Origin of the sequence: Psychrobacter sp. YGAH215, from assembly GCF_007280595.1 — a bacterium.
Lineage (GTDB): Bacteria > Pseudomonadota > Gammaproteobacteria > Pseudomonadales > Moraxellaceae > Psychrobacter > Psychrobacter faecalis.
In genome coordinates this window covers 174,558-200,686 of the sequence record NZ_VKLR01000006.1, presented here as the reverse complement: position 1 = coordinate 200,686, position 26,129 = coordinate 174,558, and the positions used below count along the sequence as shown (strand labels likewise).

Below are 26,129 nucleotides of genomic sequence, written 5' to 3'. Positions count from 1 at the left end.
ATAGGTTTCAGTCTTGTCCAGTGTTCATCTTTGAGCATAGTGCGAGGCATAGCGAACGATATCCTTTTTGTGTGAGAACTTAAAGATTAACCGTTCGCTATTTTTTTTGCCAGAAATTTATATCCAATGTTCAACACGCCCTAATGGTTCTTATCGTTATTAATAGAAAATTTAAGCAGACATATAAATTTCTTAAATTTTATTAAGCATCGATTTCTATTAAATCAAAGCTTATATTAAGGTGCATTCTCTAGTAAGCTTAGCCACTATAAAAAGAAAATAGGCTAAGTGAAAGAGTAAGTGACGCTTTCCTACAAACCACAAACAGGCTGTAACGTCATTGCGAGTCGTTGATTGTACCCATTCAATAAAATTTAAGAGCAAAAAAGCCCACTATTCAAAATAATGGGCTTTTTCAAATTAAGGCAATTTTAACTGTAAAAACGTTTTATTTATCCGAACCAATCGTTTTTACAATGGTTAATATTAACTATTGAGCAGCAGCTTCGGTAACTGGTGCAGTATCTGTTGTAGGAGCAGCGGTTGCAGGGGCTGCTGCAGCAGTAGCAGTGTTCTCACCCCAGATTTTCGGGTATTTGTAGCCTGGGAAGCTATCATGAGCATACTTTTTAAAGGCGTCTGAGTTATAAGCGTTGGTCACGTCTTTAACCCATTTCTTATCTTTATCTGCCGTTTTGATGGCAGACCAGTTGACATAAGCGAAGCTTGGCTCTTGGAATAGCGCTTCAGTCAGCTTGATACCCGCATCGGTCGCGTAGTTGCCATTGATAACAGCAAAGTCTACTTCATCACGCGCACGTGGCAGCTGGGCTGCTTCTAGCTCAACGATTTTGATGTCGTACTTGCTGTTATCAGCGATATCGGCTTTTGATGCGGTCAGAGGATCGATATTGTCTTTTAGGGTAATCCAGCCAAGCTCATCCATCATGACCAACGCGCGGGCGAAGTTACTTGGGTCATTAGGCGCAGAAACGCTCATGCCTTTGTAGGCTTCGTCAAGCTTGGTCTTTTTGCCAGTATAGATGCCAAGTGGCGCAGTTGGCACTTGGAAGACTTCCACCAAATCAAGATTGTTCTCTTTTTTAAAGGTATCAAGATAAGGCTTATGTTGGAAGATATTGATGTCTAAATCGCCATCAGCCAAAGCAATGTTTGGACGTACATAATCAGTAAAGGTGACCAGCTCGACTTCATAGCCTTGCGCTTCCAATGAGCCCTTTACTTGGTTACGAACCATATCAGCAAAATCGCCTTCAGTGGTACCGATCACAATCTTGCTATGTTCAGGATCGATATCGTTGCCCGCTGCCGTTTCTGTGCCCACTGTTTCAGTAGCACCTTCAGTGACGGGCTCTTTGCTAGCTTCTGGCGCTGATGAGTTGTTGCAACCGACCAATACAAGGCCTGATACGCCAACGGTGGCCAATGCGGTCGCGAGTTGACGGCTGATATCTGTTAATTTCATGAAACTTCCTTAATAAGGGGGAGGGAATAGGGATTAAATGTCAACAGTAAAAATCCGCATTAAAAAAGCAACATTATGAATAGTAATGCTGCTAAGTTAAAGGCTGTTAAGATAGTATCAAAATTAAAGGGAATCAGTTACAAAGTCAAGCATTTGCTTAGGATGAATCGGCATTAAACCTTGAGTATTATTCATATTAAACAGTCTTTGTATCGAAAATTAGAATACAACATCATCATAATTGAGAGGGTAAAGAATAAAGTTTTGGCTTAACGTTTATCCAAACGGGTGGCTATCCAATTACCAGACGCCTGAATACCGATGACCATAATCGATAGCATCACGACGATAAAGACCATCACCTCAGTTTGATAACGATAGTAACCGTAACGAATGGCCAAATCACCCAAACCACCGCCACCAATCATACCCGCCGCCGCCGAAAACGACAGTAAGCTGATACATAAAATGGTCACAGACAGCACCAAGCCCGAGCGCGCTTCATTGAGCAATACTTTGATGATAGTCAAGGGGCGGGCGCCCATCGATTCCGTTGCTTCAATAATGCCGCGTGGTACTTCGCGCAGATTTTGCTCGACCAAGCGTGCGAAGTAAAAGGAGCCGGCAATCGCCAGTACTAGTGACGCGGCAATCGGTCCAATACCCGTACCAACGATGGCTTTGGTAAAAGGACTCATGGCAATCATCAAAATCACAAACGGGAAAGCGCGCATAAAGTTGGTGATCGCACCAAGGACACCATACAAGGTTTTATTTTGCAAAAACTGCCGATCACTGGATAAAAACAAGAACACTCCAAACAGACCGCCGATAACGATGGCGACCGTCGTTGAGATACCTAGCATAATAAAGGTATCTACAAACGCCTGCAAAATTTCTTTACGTAGCGCAAGCAGCTTGTCCAATGAGGCGGATAATTCAGCACCAGTTAACATGTCTATTCTCCTGCCTCTTAATCTTCATGAACCAAGCCTTTGCCAATCGGGGTCGTGGCCTGAATCAGGCCGTCGCGGATATCGGCAACCTCGAGCAACTGCCCTTGATGTAACAATGCAGCGCGGTCGCATAGCCTACGAATAACACTCATCTCATGGGTGACGATGACAATGGTGACGCCAAGCTGCTCATTAATATCACGCAGACAAGTCAATAAGCTGCGCGTGGTTGAAGGATCAAGCGCACTGGTCGGCTCATCAGCCAATAATACTTTTGGGCTAGGCGCGATCGCACGGGCGATACCGACACGCTGTTTTTGTCCGCCTGATAGCTGCGCAGGATAGTGCCCAGCACGGTCAGTCAAATCAACAATTTCTAAACAGTCCATCACCCGCTTATATATATCGGCGCGCGGATAACCTGCCACCGTTAAGTTAAAGGCGACATTATCATACACAGTACGGTTGGACATCAGGTTAAACTGCTGAAAAATCATACCGATATTGTGGCGGGCGATACGCAACTCACTGGCCGATAAGGTGGTCAAGTCGGTACCATCTATGATGACTTGACCTGAGTCTGGGCGCTCAAGTAAATTAATCAGGCGCAATAAAGTAGACTTACCCGCGCCCGAATAACCCATTAAACCAAAGATTTCGCCTTGCTTTACCGTTAAAGACGTCGGCTCAACCGCAGTAAACCAATGTGGCTTGCCGTCTTTATCTTTTATAGACCGGTCGCTTAAAAAGCTTTTGGTCACATCGTTTAAGACAATCATGTCACTCATGGAATGCTCAAAATTTAATAAATATTTTAATGGTTATGAAGCGGTTGCAGGCTCTTTTGCCATTTGTGCGCAAATTAAAATCAACCTTCAATAACCCTATAATAAGGGGCGCTAATATAGCATATTATGCAGCGTTTTGGATATGGACATCCATGATTAACGGATAATCTTGGCTGTAGTCTGGTTAGCTGATGAGATTAGTGACGGCTGTCATGCTGATAATGAGGGTCGTGCTTGACGGGTAATACCACTAAAAATCGCGTATGACCATTGATGGTATCTGTAATGATACGTCCTTGGTGCGCCGTCACTATCTGGGCAACCAACGATAAACCAAGCCCTGAGCCTTTGTTTTTTTGCTGTAAGCGTACAAAGGGGCTAAAGACTTCTTCGCGTTTATTCTCAGGGATACCTTCGCCTTCATCAATCACCGCCAGCACCGCAAATTTTGGTAGCGGGCGTGTTGGCTCAGCTTTCGGCTTTTTGAGATGCTTACTAAATATGCCTTCTTTGCGGGTAGCGTTTGCCGTGTCGCCGTTTTCTTTATTACCGTTTTCTCTATTAGGGTCTTTGGTGGCACTTTTGGCGTCATCCTTCTCAGTACTAACGTTTTTATCCGCTTCTTCTATCTGTTTATTGATAGTCTTGTCATCGATGTCGTTGATGGAAGTTTCTTGTTGTTCAGGAACCGCACGCCAAATAACTTTTTTAATTTTTTCTGTCAGATCAGTGGTAAAGCGCTGATAGGTAAGTAATAACGACGGCTCAACAAAGGTTTCGATCTCAGTGGTGCTACTTAGGTCATTGTTTCGCTCATTAGATGAGTCAATAGTTTTTGCAGTCGATGATTTATCAGTATCTGTGCTGTTATCACTATCAATATTGCCATTAATCTCAGCATCCACAGTGATGCTTTCACCATTTTTATAAATCACTGGCGCTGGTAATAACGCTGCGGTCGACGCTTCTTCTGTCGACGTTAAGGTTGAGGTGGCTTTATTGTCGCTAAGAACAACATTATCGTTAGGAACAGTGGCGTCATCATTTGGTTGGGCGTTTTGATCAATTTCAAGCGCATGGTTACTATGAGGCACTTCTTCATCATAAGAATCAAAGTCTGAGCTGTTGTAATCGACAAAGCTGCTACACAGTATGGTTTGCAAAAGGTAATCAGGAATAGCGTCAGCTTCATCCAGCGTTTGCACACCGTAAAGTAATACCGTAACTGGCGGCTTGCCGTGCAGCATAGCATTGGTCAATAGGTTACGTATTAAATGGGTCAGCATCGACGATTGACCATCGATGACGATATGCTCGCCAATCAAGGTTGCTTCAGGATAATGCTGGCGTTCTTGATTTACTAAGTCATATAAGTCTAAATGCTCAACTTGTTGTAGCGCATGTCCAGCATCTAAACGACTGACCAGCAAAATACTCTCGACCAAATCATTTAATCCAGACAAATCGCGATTGATGGCTTGGGCGCGCTTATCAAATTTCTCTTTGGTATCACTCGGCAAGGCCCCTGCCAGCATATCCATCATCTCAATCTGTAAGCGAATACGGGTGATGGGCGTACGCAGCTCGTGCGAGGCGTGCGCCAATAGCAGATTATTGGCATTGATTAGGTGTTCAATTTTTTGTGCTGCTTGGTTAAAGCCGCGCGCAAGCGATGCAATCTCATCATTACCGCGGGCATTGACTCGCACCGTAAAGTCGCCGTCGCCCAATTGCGCCATTTGTTGGCTCATCTGATTGATACGCCAAGTAATGGTACGGGCAATCCACCAAAGCACCCCTGCCATGATAAGCAGCAGCAATAGCGTACCAGTAAATAAGTTTAGGGCGGCAGAGAGGACAGGTTTTTTAGGCGGCAAGCGTGATTCGTATAATAGCGTATAGCCGGTGCTACTATAAACTTGGGCTTGCTTGGTTGGGGAGGTTTCGGCAAATGAGGGAAAAACGCGCGCCAATAGCGAGGGCGGCGCAGGCAATTCTAATGGCAAATCGCTGTTGTCGCTTTGCATGAGCAAATGACCTTCATTGTCATATAGCCCCATTTTTGCTTGCAATGATTCATCAAAAATATCAAAGCTTTTCTTGATCACCGCTAGCATAAAGCGCGCTTGTAAACGGTTGTCTTTACTGACAGCAATATTTAGCTCATGCAAAAATGGGTCGACTTGACCCAAAATTTGCGTGGCTAAGATTTCTGAACGAATACCAGCGTCTTTGTCATGTACCAACTGGGTCAATAAAACCATCGCTACCGCAAATAAAATAAGTGCCAGCATGACACTGGCAAATAGTTTGGCAAATACGGAACGAAAACCCAGTTGTTGCATTAAATCATCTCTATTATCAAACGCTTATAACCATTTTATTCATTTTATTTTAATAAGTTTATCGCAATACGGGCTTAATTTAATAGCGTTTGATTGCATGTGCTAACTATACCTGATCGGTAGCGAATTGATAACCCACACCGCGTACGGTAATGATACGTTTTGGCTGGCGCGGATTGTCTTCGATTAACGCACGCAAGCGCGAAATATGCACGTCAATGGCGCGATCAATGTTATCCGAGCTATCATCGTTTGGCATCGCTTGCCATAATTGCTCACGGTTTAATACTTTGCCCGAGTGGGTAGCAAAGTAATGCAGCAACTGAAATTGATGCGTCGTCAAGCGGACTGGTTGATCATCGATAGTGACTTCATGACTGTCAGGGAAAACGCTTAAACGCCCAAAGGTTAAACTATCAGACTCACTGTCAGCTTGGTTTGGCTGTTCATGACGACGAATGACGGCACGAATACGCGCGAGCAGTTCGCGCGGCTCAAAGGGTTTGGCAATATAATCATCGGCGCCCATCTCTAAACCTAATACACGGTCTGTGGTGTCGCCTTTTGCCGTTAGCATAATAATCGGCACTTTATTGGTCATGTTGTTTTTGTTGCCACGTATCTTTTGGCAAACTTGCATGCCATCCATATCAGGCAGCATCAAATCTAATACCACCAAATCGATGTCACGCTCTTTAGCGTCTAACAAGTCCAAACCTTCTTGACCCAGCCCTGCATGATGTACATCATAATAGTTCATGGTCAGATAATCGCTGATTAATTCGGCTAAATCTGGATCGTCTTCAATTAATAAAATTTGCTTACTCATAATTTTTCCTCTAGTTGTTGTTATAGTTTGTTTAAAATGCTGTTTAAAAATACTGCTTTAAAAGTGCCTATCTACCAATGCTGTCTTTATAAAACTGTTTTTGTAAATAAGCACGCCCTAAATTTTCAATGCCCTAAATTTTCAATTAATTCTCACTAAAAGCGTAATCTCTATTAGTTTACGCTATATTGCCTAAACAGAATGTTATTAAACAAGATAGGCTTTGTTAATGTTTCTACACAATGTAACTACGAGCTTTGGCGCTTATGAAACCACCGCCTTTTTACCTTCAGATTCCACCGGTAAATTCGCCAAACAAATCAAACTGTCATTGGTAATACCGGCAATTAAATACTGTTTGGTCAGCGGGTCATACTCGATGACTTCGACGGGCTGGCGCGTCAAACGCTGGTCTTGTTTGATAATCCAAACGTTAGCATGCAAAGGACGCAGCGGCTTATAAGGCGGTTTGTGCAGCACGGTTAGGTCAACATTGTGCAGCGCGCGCTTAGGGACAATGGTTCCAACTTCTATTTGTCCGTAGTCAACGCGCCCAGTCACCTGCATATCAGGTCGTATTTGGTTGCGACTGACTTCATTATCAACCACATTGACATAAACCAATAGCTGCTTTGGTAACTCAGTGATTGTCAGCTTACTGACCTGACCGGTAAATTTATCAATCAAGCCTTCCGCCGTGAAGTTAACCGTTTGTCCAACGGAGATTTGTGATTTGGCTTCAATTGGTAAGCTTGCGCTAAAATGCAGCTCCGTCCCGTCGCTAAGCTTTAGAAGAGGTTGACGCGGTGCTACTTGTTGGCCGCTTTTGACGTATAGCTTTTCGATATGACCTGCGAAGCTTGCCCGTACCGTTATCAAATTATTCGCCGTTTCTGTATGCTTAGAAGCTTGGTTATTGTCCAAGTCGTGACGGCTTGCATTAGCAAAATTTTCTTTATCATCCTCGCCATTTTTTTCTGCACTGGGTTTTATATTATCTGAATTCTTAGCAGTGGAGTCTTTTGGCGCCGCTTGAGTACTGTTGATGGCAGACGGTTTTGGTTCAGTGGCCGCACCTTTATTATCTGCTACTTCATCTTCTACTTCTAAGGAAGTTGCTACTTCATCATCGGCTTGTTCAGATGACTCTGTTGAGTCAATAGGCGCTGCTTGCCGTCGAACGGTGAATAATGGTGCGCCTTTTTCGACCCGTTGATTTATTTTCACCCACACCTGCTCTACCGTCAGTGCTTGGGCAGCAATTAGGTTTACCTGTTTGATAGGCTCAATCTCACCTTCTAAGCCAAGGCTAGGCTGATAACGGGTTGGTTTGACGCTTAGGATATGATCAGGGGTCATCGTAATGCTATCAGCACGTATGAGTAGAGGTGTATCAAAGGCCTCGCTATTTTCAGCTGTAACAGGTTCTGACGTAGGCGGCGAGGGCTGGCAGGCGATAAGCAGCGCCGCGCCCAAAAGATACGCACCCTTTTTTAATGGGCTAAAAGCTAAAAGTATGGTGCTTGAAAATTTAGCCTTCAAACGCCTTAAATCTATAAAACCTGTCATAGCGATTACCCTTGTCAACGAATTTTTATTATATAGGGAATTATGAGGCGGTGAAATGATTACTCTTATTTACTGATTTTGAATGACGAATTTCAGCGTACTAGGTATCACTCGTTAGATCACACGTAAAAATAAATAGTTGAGGATAAGCGTAGTTAATGAGGAGAATTTGGCTAGAGTGATGAATTTACAGTTATTTATTTGAACATAAATTTATTAAATGACTGGAAAAGCGCTCATAACTGTGCTAAAACGAACATAATAAAATATATTGATACATTTTTATGACAAAAGAAAATTATTCGGTAAGGTGTGCCCTAATTCTATATAATGTCCAAAATATAACCGTATTAACGATTGTGCAGGTTCCCATTCAAAAGGGCTTATTTTAAAAGAGTTTATATTGAAAGTGCTGTTTTAAAGGAATTATTTCCTGCTTAATTATTCTACGTTGCTTTTAACGCCATTTTAACAACGATTATAAGGGCAATTGGGAAGCGGAAGAATTGGAAAATAAGCATTTGCAGTTATGACTGGATGGTACGTTTGCGCAAGCTAGTATTACTATCATAAAGCGTCAAAAAAACTTAAAATACCGCGCAAATTGCTAAGATAATTGGCCCTAAAGTGCGTATAGTGACGGATGATAGTGCGCTATTAACCATGCTTAGTGAATAAGCAGATATTTAGCGTAAAAACTTAGCTATTTATTTTTATACGAAATATACCAATGGTCTAATTAAGATGACGGCTTATTTCCTTGTATTCGTCACCCAGCTTGACTTAGTATCTTAGTGTGATCGTTCATATTGATAAATAGTACCCCGAATAAATAGTCGTTTATAGGACAGAGATAATGGAAAATAACTTTGATGGTTTAAAAGTAATGGTAATCGATGACTCAAAAACCATTCGCCGTACCGCAGAAACTTTATTGCAAAAAGCGGGTTGTGAAGTCGTCACCGCCATTGACGGTTTTGATGCCTTAGCGAAGATTGTTGATAACAATCCAGATATCATTTTTGTAGATATCATGATGCCACGTTTAGATGGTTATCAGACTTGTGCTTTGATAAAAAATAATCCAGATTATGCGAGCAAACCGGTGATTATGTTGTCATCGAAAGATGGTTTGTTTGATAAAGCTCGCGGCCGCATTGTTGGTTCTGATGAGTATTTGACCAAACCATTTAGTAAAGATGAGCTTTTTGAGGCGATTAACCAGTATCGTTAAATAATCAGTAACGTGAATAGTAGCGCGTCAAAAACCTGCTATAAAAAATAGATTATAAGTTCGGTTATTCAGGTTAATAGTGAGCGCTTTCTGCTTAGTTTTTATCTTGATGTAAATCATATTGGCATTCAATCAATGCGACTTATTTTTTAATCGGTTTGTTTTAACAATATATCCTAATGGATATCATCGAAAATAAAGGAAACACCTATGACTACTGTTTTAGTCATTGACGACTCGCCATCTGAGATGGCGAAATTTCGCGACATGCTTTCTAAAAATAACTTTCAAGTATTAGAAGCGAGCAATGGAGAGCAGGGCTATCAGATGGCCGTCGACCATCTACCAGACGTCATCTTGATGGACGTGGTGATGCCTGAGATGAATGGTTTTCAGGCAACCCGCAAAATTACCCGCGGTAAAACGACTGCTCATATCCCTATTATTATGATCAGTACTAAAAATCAAGAAACAGATCGAGTATGGGGCAAGCGTCAAGGCGCTAAAGAATATATCACCAAACCGATTGATGAAAGTGGTTTGGTCCAGATAATTCGTAAAGTAATGGGGTAGCTTGTGGCATCCAGAGGATTTATTGAGCTGCTGCGTATAGCAGACTTAGCACGCGCGCGCAAAAGTGGTCGCCGCGGCGGCAAGGAGTTTGATTGGCAAGGCGTGGTATTTGAAATTGGCGGTCAGCGTTTGGTGGCACCAATGGGTCAAGTATCAGAAGTATTGTCCATGCCAGAATATACCAGCTTACCTTTAGTAAAGCCTTGGATGCTCGGCATCGCCAACATCCGCGGGCGCTTGTTGCCGTTAACCGATTTGTCGCGGTTTTTACAAGTGCCCAGCCGATTGCCACAAATGAGCCAGCGTAAGGTCATTGTCATAGATCACGATAATGTGTTTTCAGGACTGCTGGTCGATCAGGTGCTGGGTATTGAGCAGTTTACCCAAGACCAATATCGAGCAGAAGCGCTTGAACCGAGCTCGCCATTTGCGCCTTATAACCACGGTAAGTTTGTCAAAGATGAGCAAGATTGGTATGTATTTATGCCAAGCTTACTGGCACAGGACTTGCAATATACCGATGCTGCCATCTAGTGGCTGTGAGTAACTAGTAATTAGCTGTTTTTTCTAAATATTGATTTTTGGTAAATACATCAACCTTAATAAACACATCGATTATTAACGGGGTGTTTATTAAAGCAAGAAAAGAACAAAGGCTGACATGGTTTGATGAGATGTCAGCATTCATACAGGCTTTGTGAATCACTGTTGTTTTGATGGCAATATGATTTCAGAGTCAGTCACGATACGACTTTGACGATTGTTTGAAAGGAATAGGCACGATGAGTGATGTTATAAACAACCCTGTAGCTGGTACGAATAAAACAACGACAGATGCTAATAGTAAATGGAAGCTGTTATTAGGGCTTTGTGCTTTAGTGAGCGTGGCTTGTCTGTTTTGGCTGGTCAATTCATTGTCGTCGGTCAGTCAATATTTAAGTAATTTTAATCAATCAGTCATCTTACCGGTGATTGTTTTTGTGGTAGGTGTACTGGGCGTTTTATTCGCTTTATACCAATTACTCAAACAACGCGGTGGCTCAGAGCGTTTATTGATTGAAAAAGAAACCTTACGCCGTCGTCAAGAAGCAGAAGTGGAGTCTGAGCGCGCGCGCCAAATTCAAGAAGAGAACGAGCGTAACCAGATTGCAATTTTGCGTCTACTAGATGAGTTGGGCGATTTGGCAGATGGTGACTTAACAGTAAACGCGACGGTATCGGAAGATTTTACTGGTGCGATTGCTGACTCTGTGAACTTCGCAATTGACCAATTACGCCAATTAGTACTGGTTATTAACAGTACTGCTGAGCGTGTCTCGCAGTCCTCAGAGCAAACGCAGATGAATGCAGTTGAGCTTGCTGAAGCTTCAGAGCACCAAGCACAAGAAATTGCTGGCGTATCTGCGGCGATTAATGAGATGACAGTCTCGATTGACCAAGTGTCAAATAACGCTTCAGAATCGGCGACGGTTGCACAGCGTTCGGTTGCCATTGCTTATAACGGTGCGGAAGTTGTACAGCGCTCGATAGAAGGTATGAACGTTATTCGTGATCAGATTCAAGAAACCTCAAAACGTATCAAGCGTCTCGGTGAGTCTTCGCAAGAGATTGGTGATATCGTTGGTCTAATTAACGATATTGCTGACCAAACCAACGTCTTAGCATTGAACGCTGCGATTCAGGCATCGATGGCAGGGGAAGCAGGTCGAGGCTTTGCGGTTGTTGCCGATGAGGTTCAGCGTCTTGCTGAGCGTTCAGCAAACGCAACCAAACAGATTGAAACGCTGGTAAAAACCATTCAGGCCGATACCAGTGAAGCGGTGATGTCGATGGAATCAACGACATCGGAAGTCGTACGTGGTGCCCGTTTGGCAAAAGATGCGGGTGAAGCACTAGAAGAGGTGCAAACGGTTTCAAATACCTTGGCGGACCTGATTCAAAACATCTCTAACGCCGCGCTACAACAGGCCGAGTCTGCAGGTCATATTTCGCATACCATGAATATTATTCAAGATATTACTTCGCAAACCTCGTCTGGTTCGATGGCAACAGCGCGCTCTATTGGCGAGCTGAGCGAAATGGCGGCGGCACTGCAAGAGTCGGTCACCGGCTTTAAGATCTCTAATGATGACGCGCAGTTGGAGCAAGAGCTTAGCGAAGATGAGTATTTAGAAGTTGATGAAAGTGTTTCGGCGAGCATGTAATTTCTAGTTATCAGCTTATGATTGTGATATTGAAATATTAACCAAGCAGTTGCCCTACTCGTTTTTTCTGTTGAGCAACACTATTAATAGCAGGTCACGTGAATAATCATACTCAAAAAGACAGTCTGATGATTAATAAAGCCGACGCTTTGGTAGCCGAGGCTTTGTGGGATGATGTTGCTTTTGATACTGAGCAATGGCAACGCTATATAGAACAAGAGATTGGTTTTATATTGCCAAATGTTCAACGTAAATGGTTGGTCAACGCCGTCAGCCAAACGGCACTGGGCTATGGTTTGAGCATCATACAATTATGGCATCAGTTGCCGATTAATCATGAGCTGCGCCAGCAATTGTTAGATAGAGTGCTCATTCATGAAAGTCGCTTTTTTCGCCATTTGCCCTCTATAGAGTTTATCACTGATTACGCCTTGCGGTGGCAACGAGAGCAGCTAATAGCTGCTAGTACGAGCTGCAATGCTAATGATAGCAGCGCTAGTATTGATGCCAGCAATCCTGATGATTCATTCCGTATCTGGAGCGTCGGCTGTGCCAGTGGGCAAGAAACTTGGTCGCTGGCCATGAGTTTGGCCGCAAAGCAGCTGACCAATTACCGTATATTAGGGACTGATGTCAGTCAGCAAGCTTTAAAAAAAGCACGTTTAGGTCAGTATGATAATAAGCAACTGGCTTTGATTCCGCAAGATTGCCAGCAATTTATTCAACCATTGCGGCCAGCAAGTATCGTTGAAGAATTACGTTTTATGCCTGTGTCTATGCAAAAAAATACAGAGAAAAACGCTCGTACCCACTGGCAGGTGATGCCAACGCTAAAACAGCATGTACGCTTTGCTTTACACAACATTATCGACAAAAAACCGCCAACGCCGCATTTACAACAAGTCATTGTCTGCCAAAACATGCTGCTTTATTTTCGTAAGTTTGATCAGCGCGATATATTAGCGCGGTTATCAGAGCAGTGCGCAGTAGGCGGTTATATTATATTGGCTCCAGGTGAGGCGTTATTTTGGCGTCCTTCAAACATGCGCTGTATTGCGCACCCACAGATCAACGCCTGGCAAAAAACCAGTGCCTAAATTAGCGCCTAGACGAGTTAGGATACATCTATGAAAAACCAGCCCAACGACATGGTGACACTTGAGTGGTTACTGCCACTGTTTGATCAGCAATTATCACAGATAGCTGATGGCTGGCAATTGGGTGAAAAAAACGCTGATTATGAGCGGATGGCACAAAGCTATCATCAGATTGGTGGCGCTTTGACCATGATTAACTTGCCGATATTGGCAAATTTGGCTACTAAGCTCAGCTTACTTGCAGGGGCAGAAATAGACAATTTCGGTGCTGATGCCAGCCGTATTGGTCAAGTAGGGCATCGACTGCTTACACGTGAGCTGGTTTATTACGCACGTACGAGCAATTTTCATAGCGCTTTAATAAATAAAACATCAGCTGAGCTTACCCAAGTTTTAGCACGTTATGATATAGTGACTGATCACCTTGTAGACGCTTCTTTAGACTCTAAAGAGGACAGTCTTGCTAGCATTGTCACTAACGATATTGTTGATATTGCGGTACCTGCTAGTAAGGCAGTGGTCAGTTTAGACCAGGCGCAGTCTCAGCAGTTGCTATTGGTTTGGCGTCAACAAGCGCAAGCGTTACTTGCCGCTAATACCAATGACGCTTCTATACTGGCGACCTTAGAAAAAGTTGCTCAATACTTATGGCAAACCGCAGCAGATGCCGATTTGCAGCGTCTTTGGTATTTGACTGAAGCTTGGCTACATGACCTTGCCCATAACGAAACGCCGCGACCTAAGTATTACGCCGCGCTATTGAGTCAATTAGATGCGTTAATAGAGTCGAACACCCATCAAAAAGCGCTATCAGCAAAAGTAATCAACGAGCTAATAGCGAATATTTATATCGAAATCAACAGCCTTGCCAAACAGGGCGATATCACGCAAGCTATGCTGCAAAGGGTAGCGCCGCAAGAGGTCGAAACACGCTTTTTACCGCGTATCTTAAGTGATATTGATACGCTTGTTTTTAGCCTTGATAAGCCGCAAACCCTAATTAAACCACTACAACAAATCAGCAATCAGCTAGAAAGTTGTGGTTGGACATTGTTTGCCTCGCAAGCAACATCTATCCTAGCAGATATAGAACGTGACTTAATTGCCCAAACTGGAGTGGTAGAAGAGCAATCACAACAGCAGTGGCAAATTGAGCAGCGTCTCCAAGAATTATACAACGCTATCTACAATACCGAACAAATTATCTTAAGTAAAATAGGAAGCGCGGCTTCTTTTATACCTGCGGCTGACGTCATTACTCATGATGAAGTGGATGGCTTAGAAATAGAAAGTAGCCACCAAATTAAGACAGACGTTAAAGAGCTGCGCGAGCTGCGTATTGCGGTTGAAGACGTTAAGCAAGGCTTTAGTGATTATATTCAGCGCCAAGACCTAGCACTATTACCAGACGCTGCAGATTTTTCTAACATTGGCGAAGCTTTTGACAGTATGAGCCTGTCATCTATCCGCCAAGCGACCGATAAAATAGCAAATATATTCGATCAGTTAACCACTCATGATGTTGCCGTACTGAGCTGGGATGTCACCGAGGCCTTAGCCGAAGGTTTAACCTCTATCGAATTGCTGCTCGACTATCTTGCGCAGCAGGTCTTCGATCAGCCTTTATTGACTAAAGCTCATGAATATATCGACAAAGCGGCGACACTACTTAGTGGCTATATAGCTGCGCCTGAAACCGTTAATGATACCTTTTTAACGCAAAAGCAAGCGACAAGTGATGTACCGCGCTACGATGATAGTGGCGAGATTGCGCCTGTTACGGTTGCTAATGAAGACATTGATTCAACCAATAACACATACCAAAGCGATAAAAAAGAAAGCGCCGCTTTATTAAATGTTCGCAGTGAGCTTAAGCCTGATAACTTTGATGTGGATGAAGATATTCGCGAGATATTTATCGAAGAGGTGGAAGAGGTCGTCGCTGATTTAGAGGATTTCTTACCTATTTGGCAGCAAGATGCGCAAGACTTAACGCCATTAACTGAAGTGCGCAGAGGCTTTCATACCTTGAAAGGGTCAGGGCGTATGGTTGGTGCTTTTAGTATCAGTGAGATGGCGTGGTCTATTGAAAACTTACTCAACCGTCTGTTGGACAAAACCCTACCAGTGACCGATGAGGTCGTGGCACTCGTCACAGAAACCACTAAGCATCTACCAGCGATGTTGGCGGATTTTGCAGCACAGAACCCACCAAGTTTTGATCCAGCCATTACCATTTTGCAAAGCAATAACTTAATAAGCCAGCAGCCTATCAATACAGGTTTAGAGGCATTTGATGGTAATTTCTCTACAAGTGAGGTTGAAAAAAATAATGCGGTACTAGATGAGGGTACGCAATCGACAGATGAGACATTCTTAAATACCGAACAAGTTGATACTCTAGACATAAATGACTCTGTTAGTAACTTTGACGAAGTTTTTGAAGTAGAAACAGACTTTTCAGCCTCATTAACGGATTTAGAGATACCAGACGTATTAACCCCATTTATGGCAGCGGCGCAGTCGCTACCGACAGATGCTAACGATGCTGATCCTGATATCAAAGAGATATTTATAGAAGAGGCCAATGAAGTTCTAGAAGAAATTGTGCCCTTATATGAGCATTGGCGGCTTACTCCTGATAACTTAAGCCAGTTAACTGATATTCGTCGCGGTTTCCATACTTTAAAAGGCTCGGGTCGTATGGTTGGTGCTAATTATAGCGCTGAGCTAGCCTGGTCGATAGAAAATATGCTCAACCGTATTTTGGATAATACAATTGTAGCGTCTGCAGACATACAGCAGCTTATCGGTGATGTGTTAGCTGCTTATCCAACGCTATTAATTACCTTTGAAAATGACAGTCAAGATTATCCTGCACTTGTACCGTTATGGGTGGCTTGTGCTCAAGCTTTTAGTAAGCAATTAGGTGATGAATTCAGCTATTGCGCGCTACATAAACAACTATTTGATGGTTCTGAGCAGCAGCAGGACATAAGCACAGCGCAATATTCTGATGTTAAAAATACAGATCAAGAACTTGCTGATGACACTGCTTATGACATTGCCGAAAGTAACAGTAGCATTGATAGCACGCTGCAAACCATTCATTCGGTAAATGAAAAAATGGCCGAAGCGCCCATCATCTTGACGCCTCAAAGCGAAGAAGAGCAAATCTTTTTCGATATTTTTGTTGAAGAGGCCGAAGAGCTGTTAGAAAGCATTAAAGACTTTGTTCTTGATCACCAAGACGAGCCTTATGTCGCCGTAAGTGATGAGATTGTTCGCGCTTTTCATACGCTAAGAGCAGCGTCTGGCGCTAGTGCTTTGACGGCAATCAGTGAGGTTGGCACGACGATAGAGCAAAGTTTGGAGTTTTTGCAGCAGCAGGACACGCCAATGAATGCTCAGCATGTAAAAGCGCTTGCCCAGTCTGTGACGCTGATTGAAGGCTACCTAGCTAATTATAAACGCGATGTGCAGGAGCGAGAGGTTTCGTTAGAAGAGGCGCAAAGTCAGCAAGATATTGCTTCTTTACAAGCCATGCTTGGTGAGAAGTATACTATTAGCGATGAAGAGCCAGCCGATGGTAAACCAACGATAAGTCAATTGTTAGATGATGATATCAATGAGCTACTAGATGCAGAATGGCAGCTAGAAGCGGTTTTTAATGCAGAGCAAGAACAGATTCAAAGTTATATAGCAAAGCAAATCTCACAAATAAAACATCTAGCTAGCAAAGCACAAGATGTACCAAAGTTTGCCTTGATTCTTAGCGAATTGGAAAATGCTTATACTTATTTAAGTCATCATCCTGAAAAATCCCGTGATACTGATATCCAGGCCGCTTTACTTGCAGGTCATTGTCAGCTAGTCGGTTTATTTGATGCTTTAGCGGGTAGCACCTCGTTGAAAATTGACGAGCAGGTTATCGAACGCCTACAAAGCATTGCTCAAAGTGAAGATAGCAATAGCAATAGCAATGCAGGTACTGTAGGACATACTGATATTGATAAAGAGGCTGAAGAAGAGGCTAAAGGCACAGTGCAAAGTATTGCTGCGCCTGAGCTTGTGCTTGAAACCATCGATACCGATATTGAGCTATTAGAAATCTTCTTAGAAGAAGCGCAGGAGCTTGATGATGCGCTTAATGATAGCTTTAGTAAATGGCGTGCTGATATCAGCAATATCAATACCTTAAAGGTTTTACAGCGCCACCTGCATACCATCAGAGGTGGTGCGCGTATGGCAGGCATACGCAGTATTGGCGATTTGACCCATGAGGCGGAGAGTATTTATGAGGCGTTCGTTGAAGCAAGACGTACGCCAACGGCGCAGTGGCTTGAAATTATGCAAGTCGTGCAAGATACTTTGTCATTGCAAGTGGCGCATATTGTCCGCTATCAGCAATCATTTTTTACGCCTGAACTGATTGAGCAACTGCAGCAGTTTGAAAAAGCAGCAGCGTTACCAAAAGACGTTGAGCTTATTGTACCAATGCCACAACATCAGGCTGCTGCTGAACCGCAAATCAGCGCCGATGAATACACCCATCGTATTGATAAAACTGCAGACTCCTTAAGTTTAGATAGAATTATAAAACAATCTTGGGCGAACGTCTTACCTGACCCAGATATTTTGGAGGTGTTTTTAGAAGAAGCAGAGGCGCTGACCAACCGCAATGAATATCTCCAAGCGTTCTTAAGTGATGCTAGTGATACGGTTGCATTGCAAGCCCTACAGCGCGATTTACACACCCTAAAAGGTGGCGCGCGTATGGTGACCGCAAGTGGTATCGCTGACCTTGCCCATGAGATGGAATCCGTTTATACCGATTTTATTGATCGTCGTCGACCTGCTACCAAAAAAATCTTGGAGCTATTGGTTGCCTGTCATGATTGGCTGGCAGATGCGGTATTTATTCTCTCGCAACAGGTGAACCCACCAACGCCAGACCTATTAATTGAGGCGCTGCAGCAATTTAGTAAAAACCCCGATAGCTTAAAACACATACCAAAAGAGTCTTTACAACCGCAGCGTGATGCTATTTTGCTGGCGAAAGAAAAGCAAGAATCTACCTATATCCAAAAATATATCAGTGAGATGCCGCCGATGGTGGCTGATACGACTGAGCAAGAACAGAACGCCAGTAACAATGAGATGATTCGTATTTCAGGTGGTCTGATTGAGCATATGATTAACCTATCAGGTGAATCAGCGATCAACCGTGCGCGTATCGATATGGGTATGAGTAGCTTGACCACTAGTATTGAAGAGATGGGAACGACGGTACAACGTCTAGCGGATCAGTTGCGCCGGATGGAGATTGAGCTTGAAGCGCAGATTTTATCGCAGATTGATGATGAATTGGTCAATCATGAAGGCTTTGATCCTCTAGAGATGGATCAGTATTCTTCGCTAAACCAATTATCAAAATCTTTAACCGAGTCGGCCTCGGATTTGGTTGATATTAATCATACCTTACTTGAAAAGATGCGCGACAGCGAAAGTCTATTGCTACAATTATCGCGGACGCAAACTGAGCTGCAAGATGGCTTGATGAATTCGCGGATGGTACCCTTTACCCGCCTAACGCCACGGCTTGAGCGTATCGTGCGCCAAACGGCCAATGAGCTAAACAAGTCGGTTGATTTAAAGATTATCAATGCTGATGACGAAATGGATAGAACCATTTTGGAGCGCATTACCTCACCGCTTGAGCATATGTTACGCAACGCGGTCGATCACGGAATTGAAACGGTTGCAACGCGCTTAAAAGCGGGTAAAGAACGTAATGGACAAATTACTTTAGAAGTCCTGCGTGAAGGTAGTGAAATCATTATCCAGCTAACTGATGATGGACGCGGCATTGATGTAGAAGCGGTACGCAATAAAGCCATTTCTCAAGGTTTAATTGACGCTGAAGATACTAGTTTAAGCGACCTTGATATTATGCAGTATATCTTTAATGCTGGTTTAAGTACCAGTAAGCAAGTGACGCAAATATCAGGTCGCGGTGTTGGTATGGACGTGGTGATTAGTGAAATTCGTCAACTAGGGGGGGCAGTATCGGTGGTGTCAGAGCTTGGTAAAGGCTCGCGCTTTACCATGCGTGTGCCGCTCACGGTTGCGGTGTCTGATGCGTTGGTGGTTCGCGCCGCAGACCGCTATTATGCGATACCGCTAGCGCAGATCGAGCGTGTCGTACGTATCAGTCCAGAAAGAATTTATGACTATTATCAATCCGGTGCCGCTACGCTTAACTTTGAAGATAATGATTATCGCGTGCGTTATTTGAATGAGATTTTATCAGGCAATAAACTCAATGAACTGGTCGTCAATACTAATACCAGCGTGCCACTAATTATTATCAAAAACCGTAGTGGACAAAACATGGCCCTACAGGTTGATCAAATCGCAGGGTCACGTATTGAGGTCGTGGTAAAACCTTTAGGCCAGCAATTCTCGAATCTATCGGGTATCTCAGCGGCAACCATCATGGGTGATGGCTCGGTCATGCTTATTCTGGATCTGATTGCACTGATGCGAAATGCTGCTTTAGGCAGAGAAGTCGCAAAACCTGCTATCAGTGCTCGTAGCAGTACAGAATCTAAAACCACCATTTTGGTTGTCGATGACTCAGTCACGGTACGAAAAGTGACCTCACGTTTCTTAGAGCGTCAAGGTTTCAATGTGGTCCTTGCCAAAGATGGTATCGATGCGTTTGAGATTTTACAAGAAACCACGCCAGACTTGATGTTACTTGATATTGAAATGCCGCGTATGGACGGCTTTGAAGTCGCGTCGCAAGTACGTCATAATCGCCGCCTGCAAGAGCTGCCTATTATTATGATTACCTCACGTACCGGTGAAAAGCATCGCGAGCGCGCTTTTGAGATTGGGGTCAATGACTACATGGGCAAACCTTTCCAAGAAAACCAGCTTCTTAATAAAATCCAAGGTTTATTGGGTATAGAGGCTAGCTTAGTCAATGAAGGATAATGTACCTGCCTTAATACTAAGGGATAAGCATAAAAACGATATCAGGGTACTGGTGGTGGCAGAAGACCACCATCAGCGCATGGCTTTTTCTGATACCGTACGTAGTTGTGGTTTGCAGCTGGTTGACTGCGTATCAAGGGCGCAATTACAAAATAGGTTGAGCCGCTATACAGCGCCGATTGATATTTGGCTCATAGATGGTGATTACGATGAGCATATGGCAGTAGCGACTACTACCGCTCAACCTGCTACCGTTCTAGTCGGATTTAGCCAGGCGCCATATCTTAATGAAGCTGAGCAGTATGCCAAATGGCAGCGCAAACTCAAGCGCAAACTTGCCCAAATGCTGGCGTTGCCGTTATTAAGTAAGGCAATAGATAGCCCTGCTTATAAGAGTACGGCTTACCAAAATGAGCCTAACGATTGGCATTATGTGGTATTTTTAGGTGCTTCGATGGGCGGGCCTAGTGCGGTCAAAGAATTTTTAGATCATTTGTCACCCACCTTGCCTGTGAGTATTTTACTGGCCCATCATTTTAACCAAGCGATGATAGGTACGCTACCACGCATACTCAATCGCCATAATGACTGGCGCTGTCAGCTGATAACTTCCTCACAGCGTTTGCGCGGCGGGCAATGCCTCATTGTACCCATTGATAAACAAATTGTTTGCGATTCAACTGGTCGTATCATCTTAATGGATCAGGCGTGGGAAGGCGATTATAAGCCAGCTATCGGTCAAATCTTGAAAAATACCAGTGATGTTTATGGCAGTGAGCTTATCAATATTATCTTCTCTGGGATGGGAAATGATGGTTCGCAGTATTTAAGCTTAATCCAAGACAATGACAGTCAATTGTGGGCGCAAGACCCAAGCTCAAGCGCTTGTCCGAGTCAGCCGCAAGCTATTATTGATTCAGGTTATTGTCAGTTTGTCGGTAGTCCCAAAGCCTTAGCAGAAAAACTTACCCATTATATTGCTGAAAGGGCGATGCCCGCCTCTTCGTAGTCATTTATTGTGAGCGACATATGAAACAGATTCTAAAGCACTCATTTGAAGCCGTGAGCTTATTGACCACTAATAATGGTATGCTCGACGTAACGATTGTCCCAGCCACCGACCAACCGGATTGGCTTATCCCTAGTAGTCTGATTTTAAGTGTCGATGAGTATAGTGAACATACATGGACTTATGAGTGGCAACAACAAGAAGTCGCTGTGTTCCATCTACTACCGCGCCATCAAACGCCGGACAAGATGATTATTTTAGAAGGCAATACCACCGCGCATCGTATCGCGCTACAGACAGCAGGCGAGCTCCGCCAACTACAGGCGCGTATCTCCGACGTCAAAGATATCGACTTGCCTGAGCATTTTATCAAAACCGACAGCAAAACTAATACTGTTCAGCAGCGCGTCCAAGAAGATGTTGTGCTATCCTACCTTTTCCAAGCGGTGATGATCGATGATACGGTTTACGTGGTGCCAGATTTGGATAAAATCGCCCATCAATTGGTTGACTTAGATAGCTAATTTGCTCATGGTTGCACTTTTTATCATGGACTTTAGTGTTAGCTTTAAAAAAGTTATTAGCCTTGAGCTGGGATAAATAGTTATTATATTAATTTGCCAGCTAGTAGGTTTTTAACACTGTCATTTGATCCGTATCAGTCAGCGCCTATAAGTATCGATGAATAGGAAGCGATAAAATATACTATGAATAACATCCATTCAAATCTGACAAAGTGGTCGGTTGCTAGTCGAATCTTTCATTGGGTTAGCGCCTTATTATTACTGGTCACTTGGATCATGATACTGTTATATGACAATCTGGATAGTAAGGTCTATATCGGATTACACAAGGCATTTGGGATCAGTTTGTTGTTTTGGATGATAGCCCGCGTGATCAGCCGGCTGTTTACTAAAGCACCACCAGCTCTGGCAATGCCAAAGTGGCAAATGCTGCTTGCACAATTATCCCACTTTGCTTTATATGCCTTGTTAATTGCGATGCCTGCCGCAGGGCTGCTGATGTCGGTATATGGCGGCCGAGCCGTTGATATTTTTGGCTTATTTCAAATCCCTGTCTTTGTCACCCCCGATAGAGGATTGGCACGGCTTTTTAATGACTGGCATACCGATATTCTGTGGCCCATGATTATCGTTTTTACCTTGATTCATATTGGCGCCGCGCTATATCATCAATTCATTAAAAAAGACAATATTATGGCGCGTATGAAATAAAGACTTAAAAATGGGAAGAGCGCGTATAAAAAAGCCCTAAGTATGAAACTTAAGGCTTTTTTTGTGCCAGCTATACTAGCAAACGCTATAAATATAAAGTTATGCCGTTTACTTTTTATGTTCAGGTAAACTGATATTCATCTCAAGCACATCGAGGCTGTCTTCAGAGCGATGGTTGATATTAACATCATCAATCTGTACGCCGTTGACGTATTTATTGACCACTTCTAGTATTTCACGTTTCATTTTTTCGATACGATCGGTGGTCAAACGGTTATTCAAGCGATTTTCACTTGCAACAATAACTTTTAAGCGCTCAGTTGCCATATTAGCACTGCCAGCACTGCTGCTGTCATCCGTACCAAATAGGCTACTCCAAAATCCTTTTTTCTTACTCATCATTAACCCCCAAACCAGCGCTGTAGTAGACTCTTTTTCTTCACATCAATATGACGTAATGGACGCTCTTCTCCTAAGAAACGGGCGACGATATCGTCATAACATTGACCAGCCACTGAATCGGTATAATGAATCACAGGCTCGCCATGGTTAGACGCTTCAAGCACTGAATGGCTTTCAGGAACCACACCAAGTAACGGCACCTTTAAAATATCGTTAGAGATGGTATCGATATCCATCATCTCGTTAGCGGCAGCACGGTCGGCGTTGTAGCGGGTGATGATTAAATGCTCGCGTACCGTGCCCTGATTTTCAATGACCTTTTTGGTTTGGCTTTGCAAGATACCAATGATACGGTCCGAGTCACGTACCGAAGAGATTTCAGGGTTGGTGACGATGATGGCTTCATCTGCATGATACATCGCCAACTGCGCACCGCGCTCAATACCAGCAGGCGAGTCGCAGATAATATAGTCAAACTGCTTTGACAATTCGTCCATGACTTCTGTAACGCCGTCGTCTGTCAACGCATCTTTATCACGCGTTTGACTGGCAGGCAGGATATATAAATTTTCTAGTTGCTTGTCTTTTACCAGCGCTTGTGACAGGCGGGCATTGCCATTGATAACATCGACAAAGTCATAAACAATTCGATTTTCGCAGCCCATAATCAAGTCTAGATTACGTAAGCCTACATCAAAATCGATAACAACTGTCTTATAGCCACGTAATGCTAAACCGGCGGCAAAAGAAGCGCTGGTCGTGGTTTTGCCCACACCGCCTTTACCCGAAGTGATTACAACAATCTTCGCCACAATGGCACACTCCTATGAATTGATGGGATATTTATTGATTAAAACATTTTAGATGAAACAGTATAGATGTAAAGTAGCACAATTGCTCGGCGTTTACCTAGCCGAGATGTGCTATCTGCGAGCGTAAGCCTAGCATAAATATACAAAAACTTATAGCAAGTGCATATTTAAGCACAAAAGCTGCTTAAAGATAATGGTTATATAAGCTAAATAGGGAGCCAAAGCACCCTCTATTATCTGCGCTCAACGTCCGCGCCTATAGTCTAGCGTAAATAGTGGCAGAGCTAACAATCCATCATAGCGCAGTTTTGTTAAGTAAACTTACTATAATATTAATCGTACTATTTAGACGTCAATTTATCATCTATCATCAAATATATTCAAACTGATAATGATGAAATGACGCCTTTGAGTCGTCTAAAGATTAAATAAAACCTAAGCGTTATCCATGACCGTAAAGACCAAGCCCTGACCTTCTAAATAACGCACTTCAACGGATTTATCAATTACGTGCTCGGGTAGGTTATCGCGCAGGCAATAAGTACCAGCGACCGATACCAGTGAAGGATTAAATACTTGGCAGAAAATACGCGCGTCTTTATCGCCAGTTGCGCCTGCGACCAAACGACCTTGGGCGCGACCATAGACGTGTAGGTTGTTGTCGGTAATGGCTTCAGCGCCACTATTGACACTATTGGTCAAGATCAAATCGCCACCGACATGGTTGAGGCTTTGTCCCGAGCGCAGCATTTGATCATAAATCAAGCTGGTAATATGCTCGGCACTGATAAGCGTCTCTGCCGTCAAGGTGGTTTCAGTCGTTACATTTACCTCGGTAGTGGCAGCAGCTTGGCTATTTACAGCTGAGCCAGCATTATCCGTAGTAGAGCTGACAGAATCGTTCGCAGGTGACGTTTGTGCGCTGTTCTTAGAAGCTGCTACTTGGCTTAACTGTGTAGTGGCTTTTTTACTGGGCAAAATACGCTCGATACGCTTGCCGTCCGCTGGAAATATCGCTAAGCGTAGCTGACGTGCTTGCTCATCAAGCAAACCTGTGACCACGCCGATAGGCTGCAAACCCCACGACCAAAGCAGCTCTACCAATGCTGCTAAATCCTGCTCAACTTCACTGTCAATCAATACAGGGATATTGCTATTTTTATTACTCAGCGTGGTTTCAAGTTGGCTGCCAATCGCCGCAAAGTCATCGGTGCTAAAATGCACGCGTGAAAAGGTCAGCATTTTGCCATAAAATGCCAAAGCTGGCGTGTCAGGTGAGTCAAGCGCCTGCTGATTGTTGTCTGAAATCGTCATAATATACATCCTCAAAAATGGTCGTGTTGCGGTGTTCAATGTGCCGTTTTTGCCTCGGCATATAGCATCAAAGTCTAATTATTAAAAGTGTGGCTTTCAAAAATATGCATATCAAAAGTATGATTGTCAAAAAATCTGGTTTTCATTCAAAACACTACAAATTAAGCATGTCTTGATGCTTCCATTGCTGCACTTTTATTTGGGCTTCAAATTCGTCTAAACCATCAGCGATGATGCTTGAGATTAACGTATCAAGGGCGCTGTTGTCGGTATCGATTTGAGCAACGCCGCTGGCAATAGCAACCATTAACGCGTCAATACGTTCGGCGTCAAGCAGGCGCTCATTCAGTGCATATACCACGTTTTCGCCGATATTATGCCCGACATGTTGTAGCTGCGACTCAATTAACGTCCCAGCAATGGGTATCATACGCAGATAGCGGCGTAGTTCAGGCGTATTGGCCAATCCCTCTTTAATAGCGTTACCCATTTCAGTGGCGACAATAGTGCCGCCGCCCGATGACTCGGTCAGTGATTGGAGTTTAGGTGCCAACTCTTTACGCAGTAGCGATAGTATCGCCGCTTCAATCTCATTGCGATTGCGAGCAATGGTAGATTCGATAAAGGATTTATGTGTTTTGGGATCGGTCAGCTGCTGACGAAACGTCTGAATGGTCGTTAAGATGACGCGATCAGACAGCTCTTCTAACAGCAAATTAATATAAAAATTAATGCGATTAATCCACGGCTGCGGCAATACTTGATAACCTAGCTGATACAAGCGGCGTCCAATAATGACAGCGCGAAATAAACGCAGCGCGCGTAACTGCGGAAAACAGCCTAACACTTCATACCAATGCACAAAAGGGAAAAAGAACCAGCGGTAATACACCTTTTCTTTAATAGCAACTGCCCAGCGCAATAGCAGCTCTGCAATCAAGAATAGGGTAAAAAAACCGCCCGCTGTCCGTAACGAGTCATGAATATGGTTTTGATACCAGTTTAATGCCTCGCTCATACTCAACCACTGCGCGGCATTACTACTAAAATTACTCATCAAAATAGCGTCAGTACTGATTAAAAATAAATCAATACTGATGGCGATGAGCATCACGATGTCATAGGTCAGCTTCAAGCGATTGGGCTTGGGACGGTTCGGTCTTGGCGGCGGGCTGCTGGGTAGGTCTGAGGACTGAAGAGGCACTGGTGTTATCGGCGCACGGGTAGAAGAGGCGGGCACAGTCATACCTTATTTAGTAGTAAATGGCATTGGT

General features: G+C 43.6%; 18 protein-coding genes and 1 pseudogene. 9 read left to right on the top strand and 10 right to left on the bottom strand.

Annotated elements, in window-relative coordinates; all coding sequences use genetic code 11:
* Positions 1-490 precede the first annotated feature (490 nt).
* The 6 genes from FOR85_RS03555 to FOR85_RS03530 all read right to left on the bottom strand — a co-directional run bounded on the left by FOR85_RS03555 (position 491) and on the right by FOR85_RS03530 (position 7,973).
* A complete protein-coding gene (locus tag FOR85_RS03555) occupies positions 491-1,486 on the bottom strand; it encodes a MetQ/NlpA family ABC transporter substrate-binding protein (RefSeq protein WP_144296732.1) in 996 nt (331 codons plus the stop codon).
* A 269-nt stretch (positions 1,487-1,755) separates the two neighbouring features.
* Positions 1,756-2,442: a methionine ABC transporter permease gene (locus tag FOR85_RS03550; RefSeq protein WP_068403538.1), complete on the bottom strand. Its 687-nt coding sequence runs from the start codon at positions 2,440-2,442 to the stop codon at positions 1,756-1,758.
* A 17-nt stretch (positions 2,443-2,459) separates the two neighbouring features.
* A complete protein-coding gene (locus tag FOR85_RS03545; protein WP_190295487.1) occupies positions 2,460-3,230 on the bottom strand; it encodes a methionine ABC transporter ATP-binding protein in 771 nt (256 codons plus the stop codon).
* Positions 3,231-3,427: 197 nt separating this feature from the next.
* The gene (locus FOR85_RS03540) at positions 3,428-5,575 is read right to left on the bottom strand and encodes a sensor histidine kinase (RefSeq protein ID WP_144296731.1); all 2,148 of its coding nucleotides are present in this window, start codon (positions 5,573-5,575) and stop codon (positions 3,428-3,430) included.
* A 106-nt stretch (positions 5,576-5,681) separates the two neighbouring features.
* A complete protein-coding gene (locus FOR85_RS03535) occupies positions 5,682-6,404 on the bottom strand; it encodes a response regulator transcription factor (RefSeq protein ID WP_144296730.1) in 723 nt (240 codons plus the stop codon).
* A 264-nt stretch (positions 6,405-6,668) separates the two neighbouring features.
* Entirely contained in the window at positions 6,669-7,973 is a 1,305-nt protein-coding gene (locus FOR85_RS03530; protein WP_144296729.1) for an efflux RND transporter periplasmic adaptor subunit, read from the bottom strand.
* Positions 7,974-8,829: 856 nt separating this feature from the next.
* Between FOR85_RS03530 and pilG the strand changes: the two genes are divergently transcribed.
* From pilG to FOR85_RS03485, 9 genes and pseudogenes are all read left to right on the top strand, one after another.
* Complete coding sequence (pilG, locus tag FOR85_RS03525; RefSeq protein ID WP_045453505.1) at positions 8,830-9,207, top strand: twitching motility response regulator PilG; 378 nt, start codon at positions 8,830-8,832, stop codon at positions 9,205-9,207.
* Between the two features lie 210 nt (positions 9,208-9,417).
* Positions 9,418-9,780, top strand: coding sequence for a PleD family two-component system response regulator (locus FOR85_RS03520; RefSeq protein WP_144296728.1), 363 nt, complete (start codon positions 9,418-9,420; stop codon positions 9,778-9,780).
* A 3-nt stretch (positions 9,781-9,783) separates the two neighbouring features.
* Positions 9,784-10,314, top strand: coding sequence for a chemotaxis protein CheW (locus FOR85_RS03515; protein WP_144296727.1), 531 nt, complete (start codon positions 9,784-9,786; stop codon positions 10,312-10,314).
* A gap of 581 nt (positions 10,315-10,895) precedes the next feature.
* A pseudogene (locus FOR85_RS03510) lies at positions 10,896-11,900 on the top strand (methyl-accepting chemotaxis protein); the annotation flags it as partial.
* Between the two features lie 182 nt (positions 11,901-12,082).
* Complete coding sequence (locus FOR85_RS03505) at positions 12,083-13,081, top strand: protein-glutamate O-methyltransferase CheR (protein WP_144296725.1); 999 nt, start codon at positions 12,083-12,085, stop codon at positions 13,079-13,081.
* A 30-nt stretch (positions 13,082-13,111) separates the two neighbouring features.
* On the top strand, positions 13,112-20,083 hold the full coding sequence (locus tag FOR85_RS03500; protein ID WP_144296724.1) for an Hpt domain-containing protein: 6,972 nt from the start codon (positions 13,112-13,114) through the stop codon (positions 20,081-20,083).
* Positions 20,073-21,092, top strand: coding sequence for a chemotaxis protein CheB (locus FOR85_RS03495; RefSeq protein WP_144296723.1), 1,020 nt, complete (start codon positions 20,073-20,075; stop codon positions 21,090-21,092). The genes FOR85_RS03500 and FOR85_RS03495 overlap by 11 nt, the downstream gene beginning before the upstream one ends.
* A 20-nt stretch (positions 21,093-21,112) precedes the next feature.
* Positions 21,113-21,616 (top strand): hypothetical protein, encoded by a 504-nt coding sequence (locus FOR85_RS03490; protein WP_144296722.1) that lies wholly within the window; start codon positions 21,113-21,115, stop codon positions 21,614-21,616.
* Between the two features lie 183 nt (positions 21,617-21,799).
* Positions 21,800-22,327, top strand: a complete 528-nt coding sequence (locus tag FOR85_RS03485) for a cytochrome b (protein WP_144296721.1) — start codon at positions 21,800-21,802, stop codon at positions 22,325-22,327.
* A gap of 108 nt (positions 22,328-22,435) precedes the next feature.
* Here FOR85_RS03485 and minE read toward each other — a convergent pair whose 3' ends face one another.
* The 4 genes from minE to FOR85_RS03465 all read right to left on the bottom strand — a co-directional run bounded on the left by minE (position 22,436) and on the right by FOR85_RS03465 (position 26,095).
* Positions 22,436-22,726, bottom strand: coding sequence for a cell division topological specificity factor MinE (gene minE, locus FOR85_RS03480; protein WP_068408119.1), 291 nt, complete (start codon positions 22,724-22,726; stop codon positions 22,436-22,438).
* 2 nt (positions 22,727-22,728) lie between these two features.
* Positions 22,729-23,541 carry a septum site-determining protein MinD gene (minD, locus tag FOR85_RS03475; protein WP_068408121.1) on the bottom strand — a complete coding sequence of 271 codons (813 nt, stop codon included), beginning with the start codon at positions 23,539-23,541 and terminating at the stop codon, positions 22,729-22,731.
* A 435-nt stretch (positions 23,542-23,976) separates the two neighbouring features.
* Positions 23,977-24,855, bottom strand: a complete 879-nt coding sequence (gene minC, locus FOR85_RS03470) for a septum site-determining protein MinC (RefSeq protein ID WP_144296720.1) — start codon at positions 24,853-24,855, stop codon at positions 23,977-23,979.
* A gap of 154 nt (positions 24,856-25,009) precedes the next feature.
* Entirely contained in the window at positions 25,010-26,095 is a 1,086-nt protein-coding gene (locus tag FOR85_RS03465; RefSeq protein ID WP_144296719.1) for a hypothetical protein, read from the bottom strand.
* Positions 26,096-26,129 lie beyond the last annotated feature (34 nt).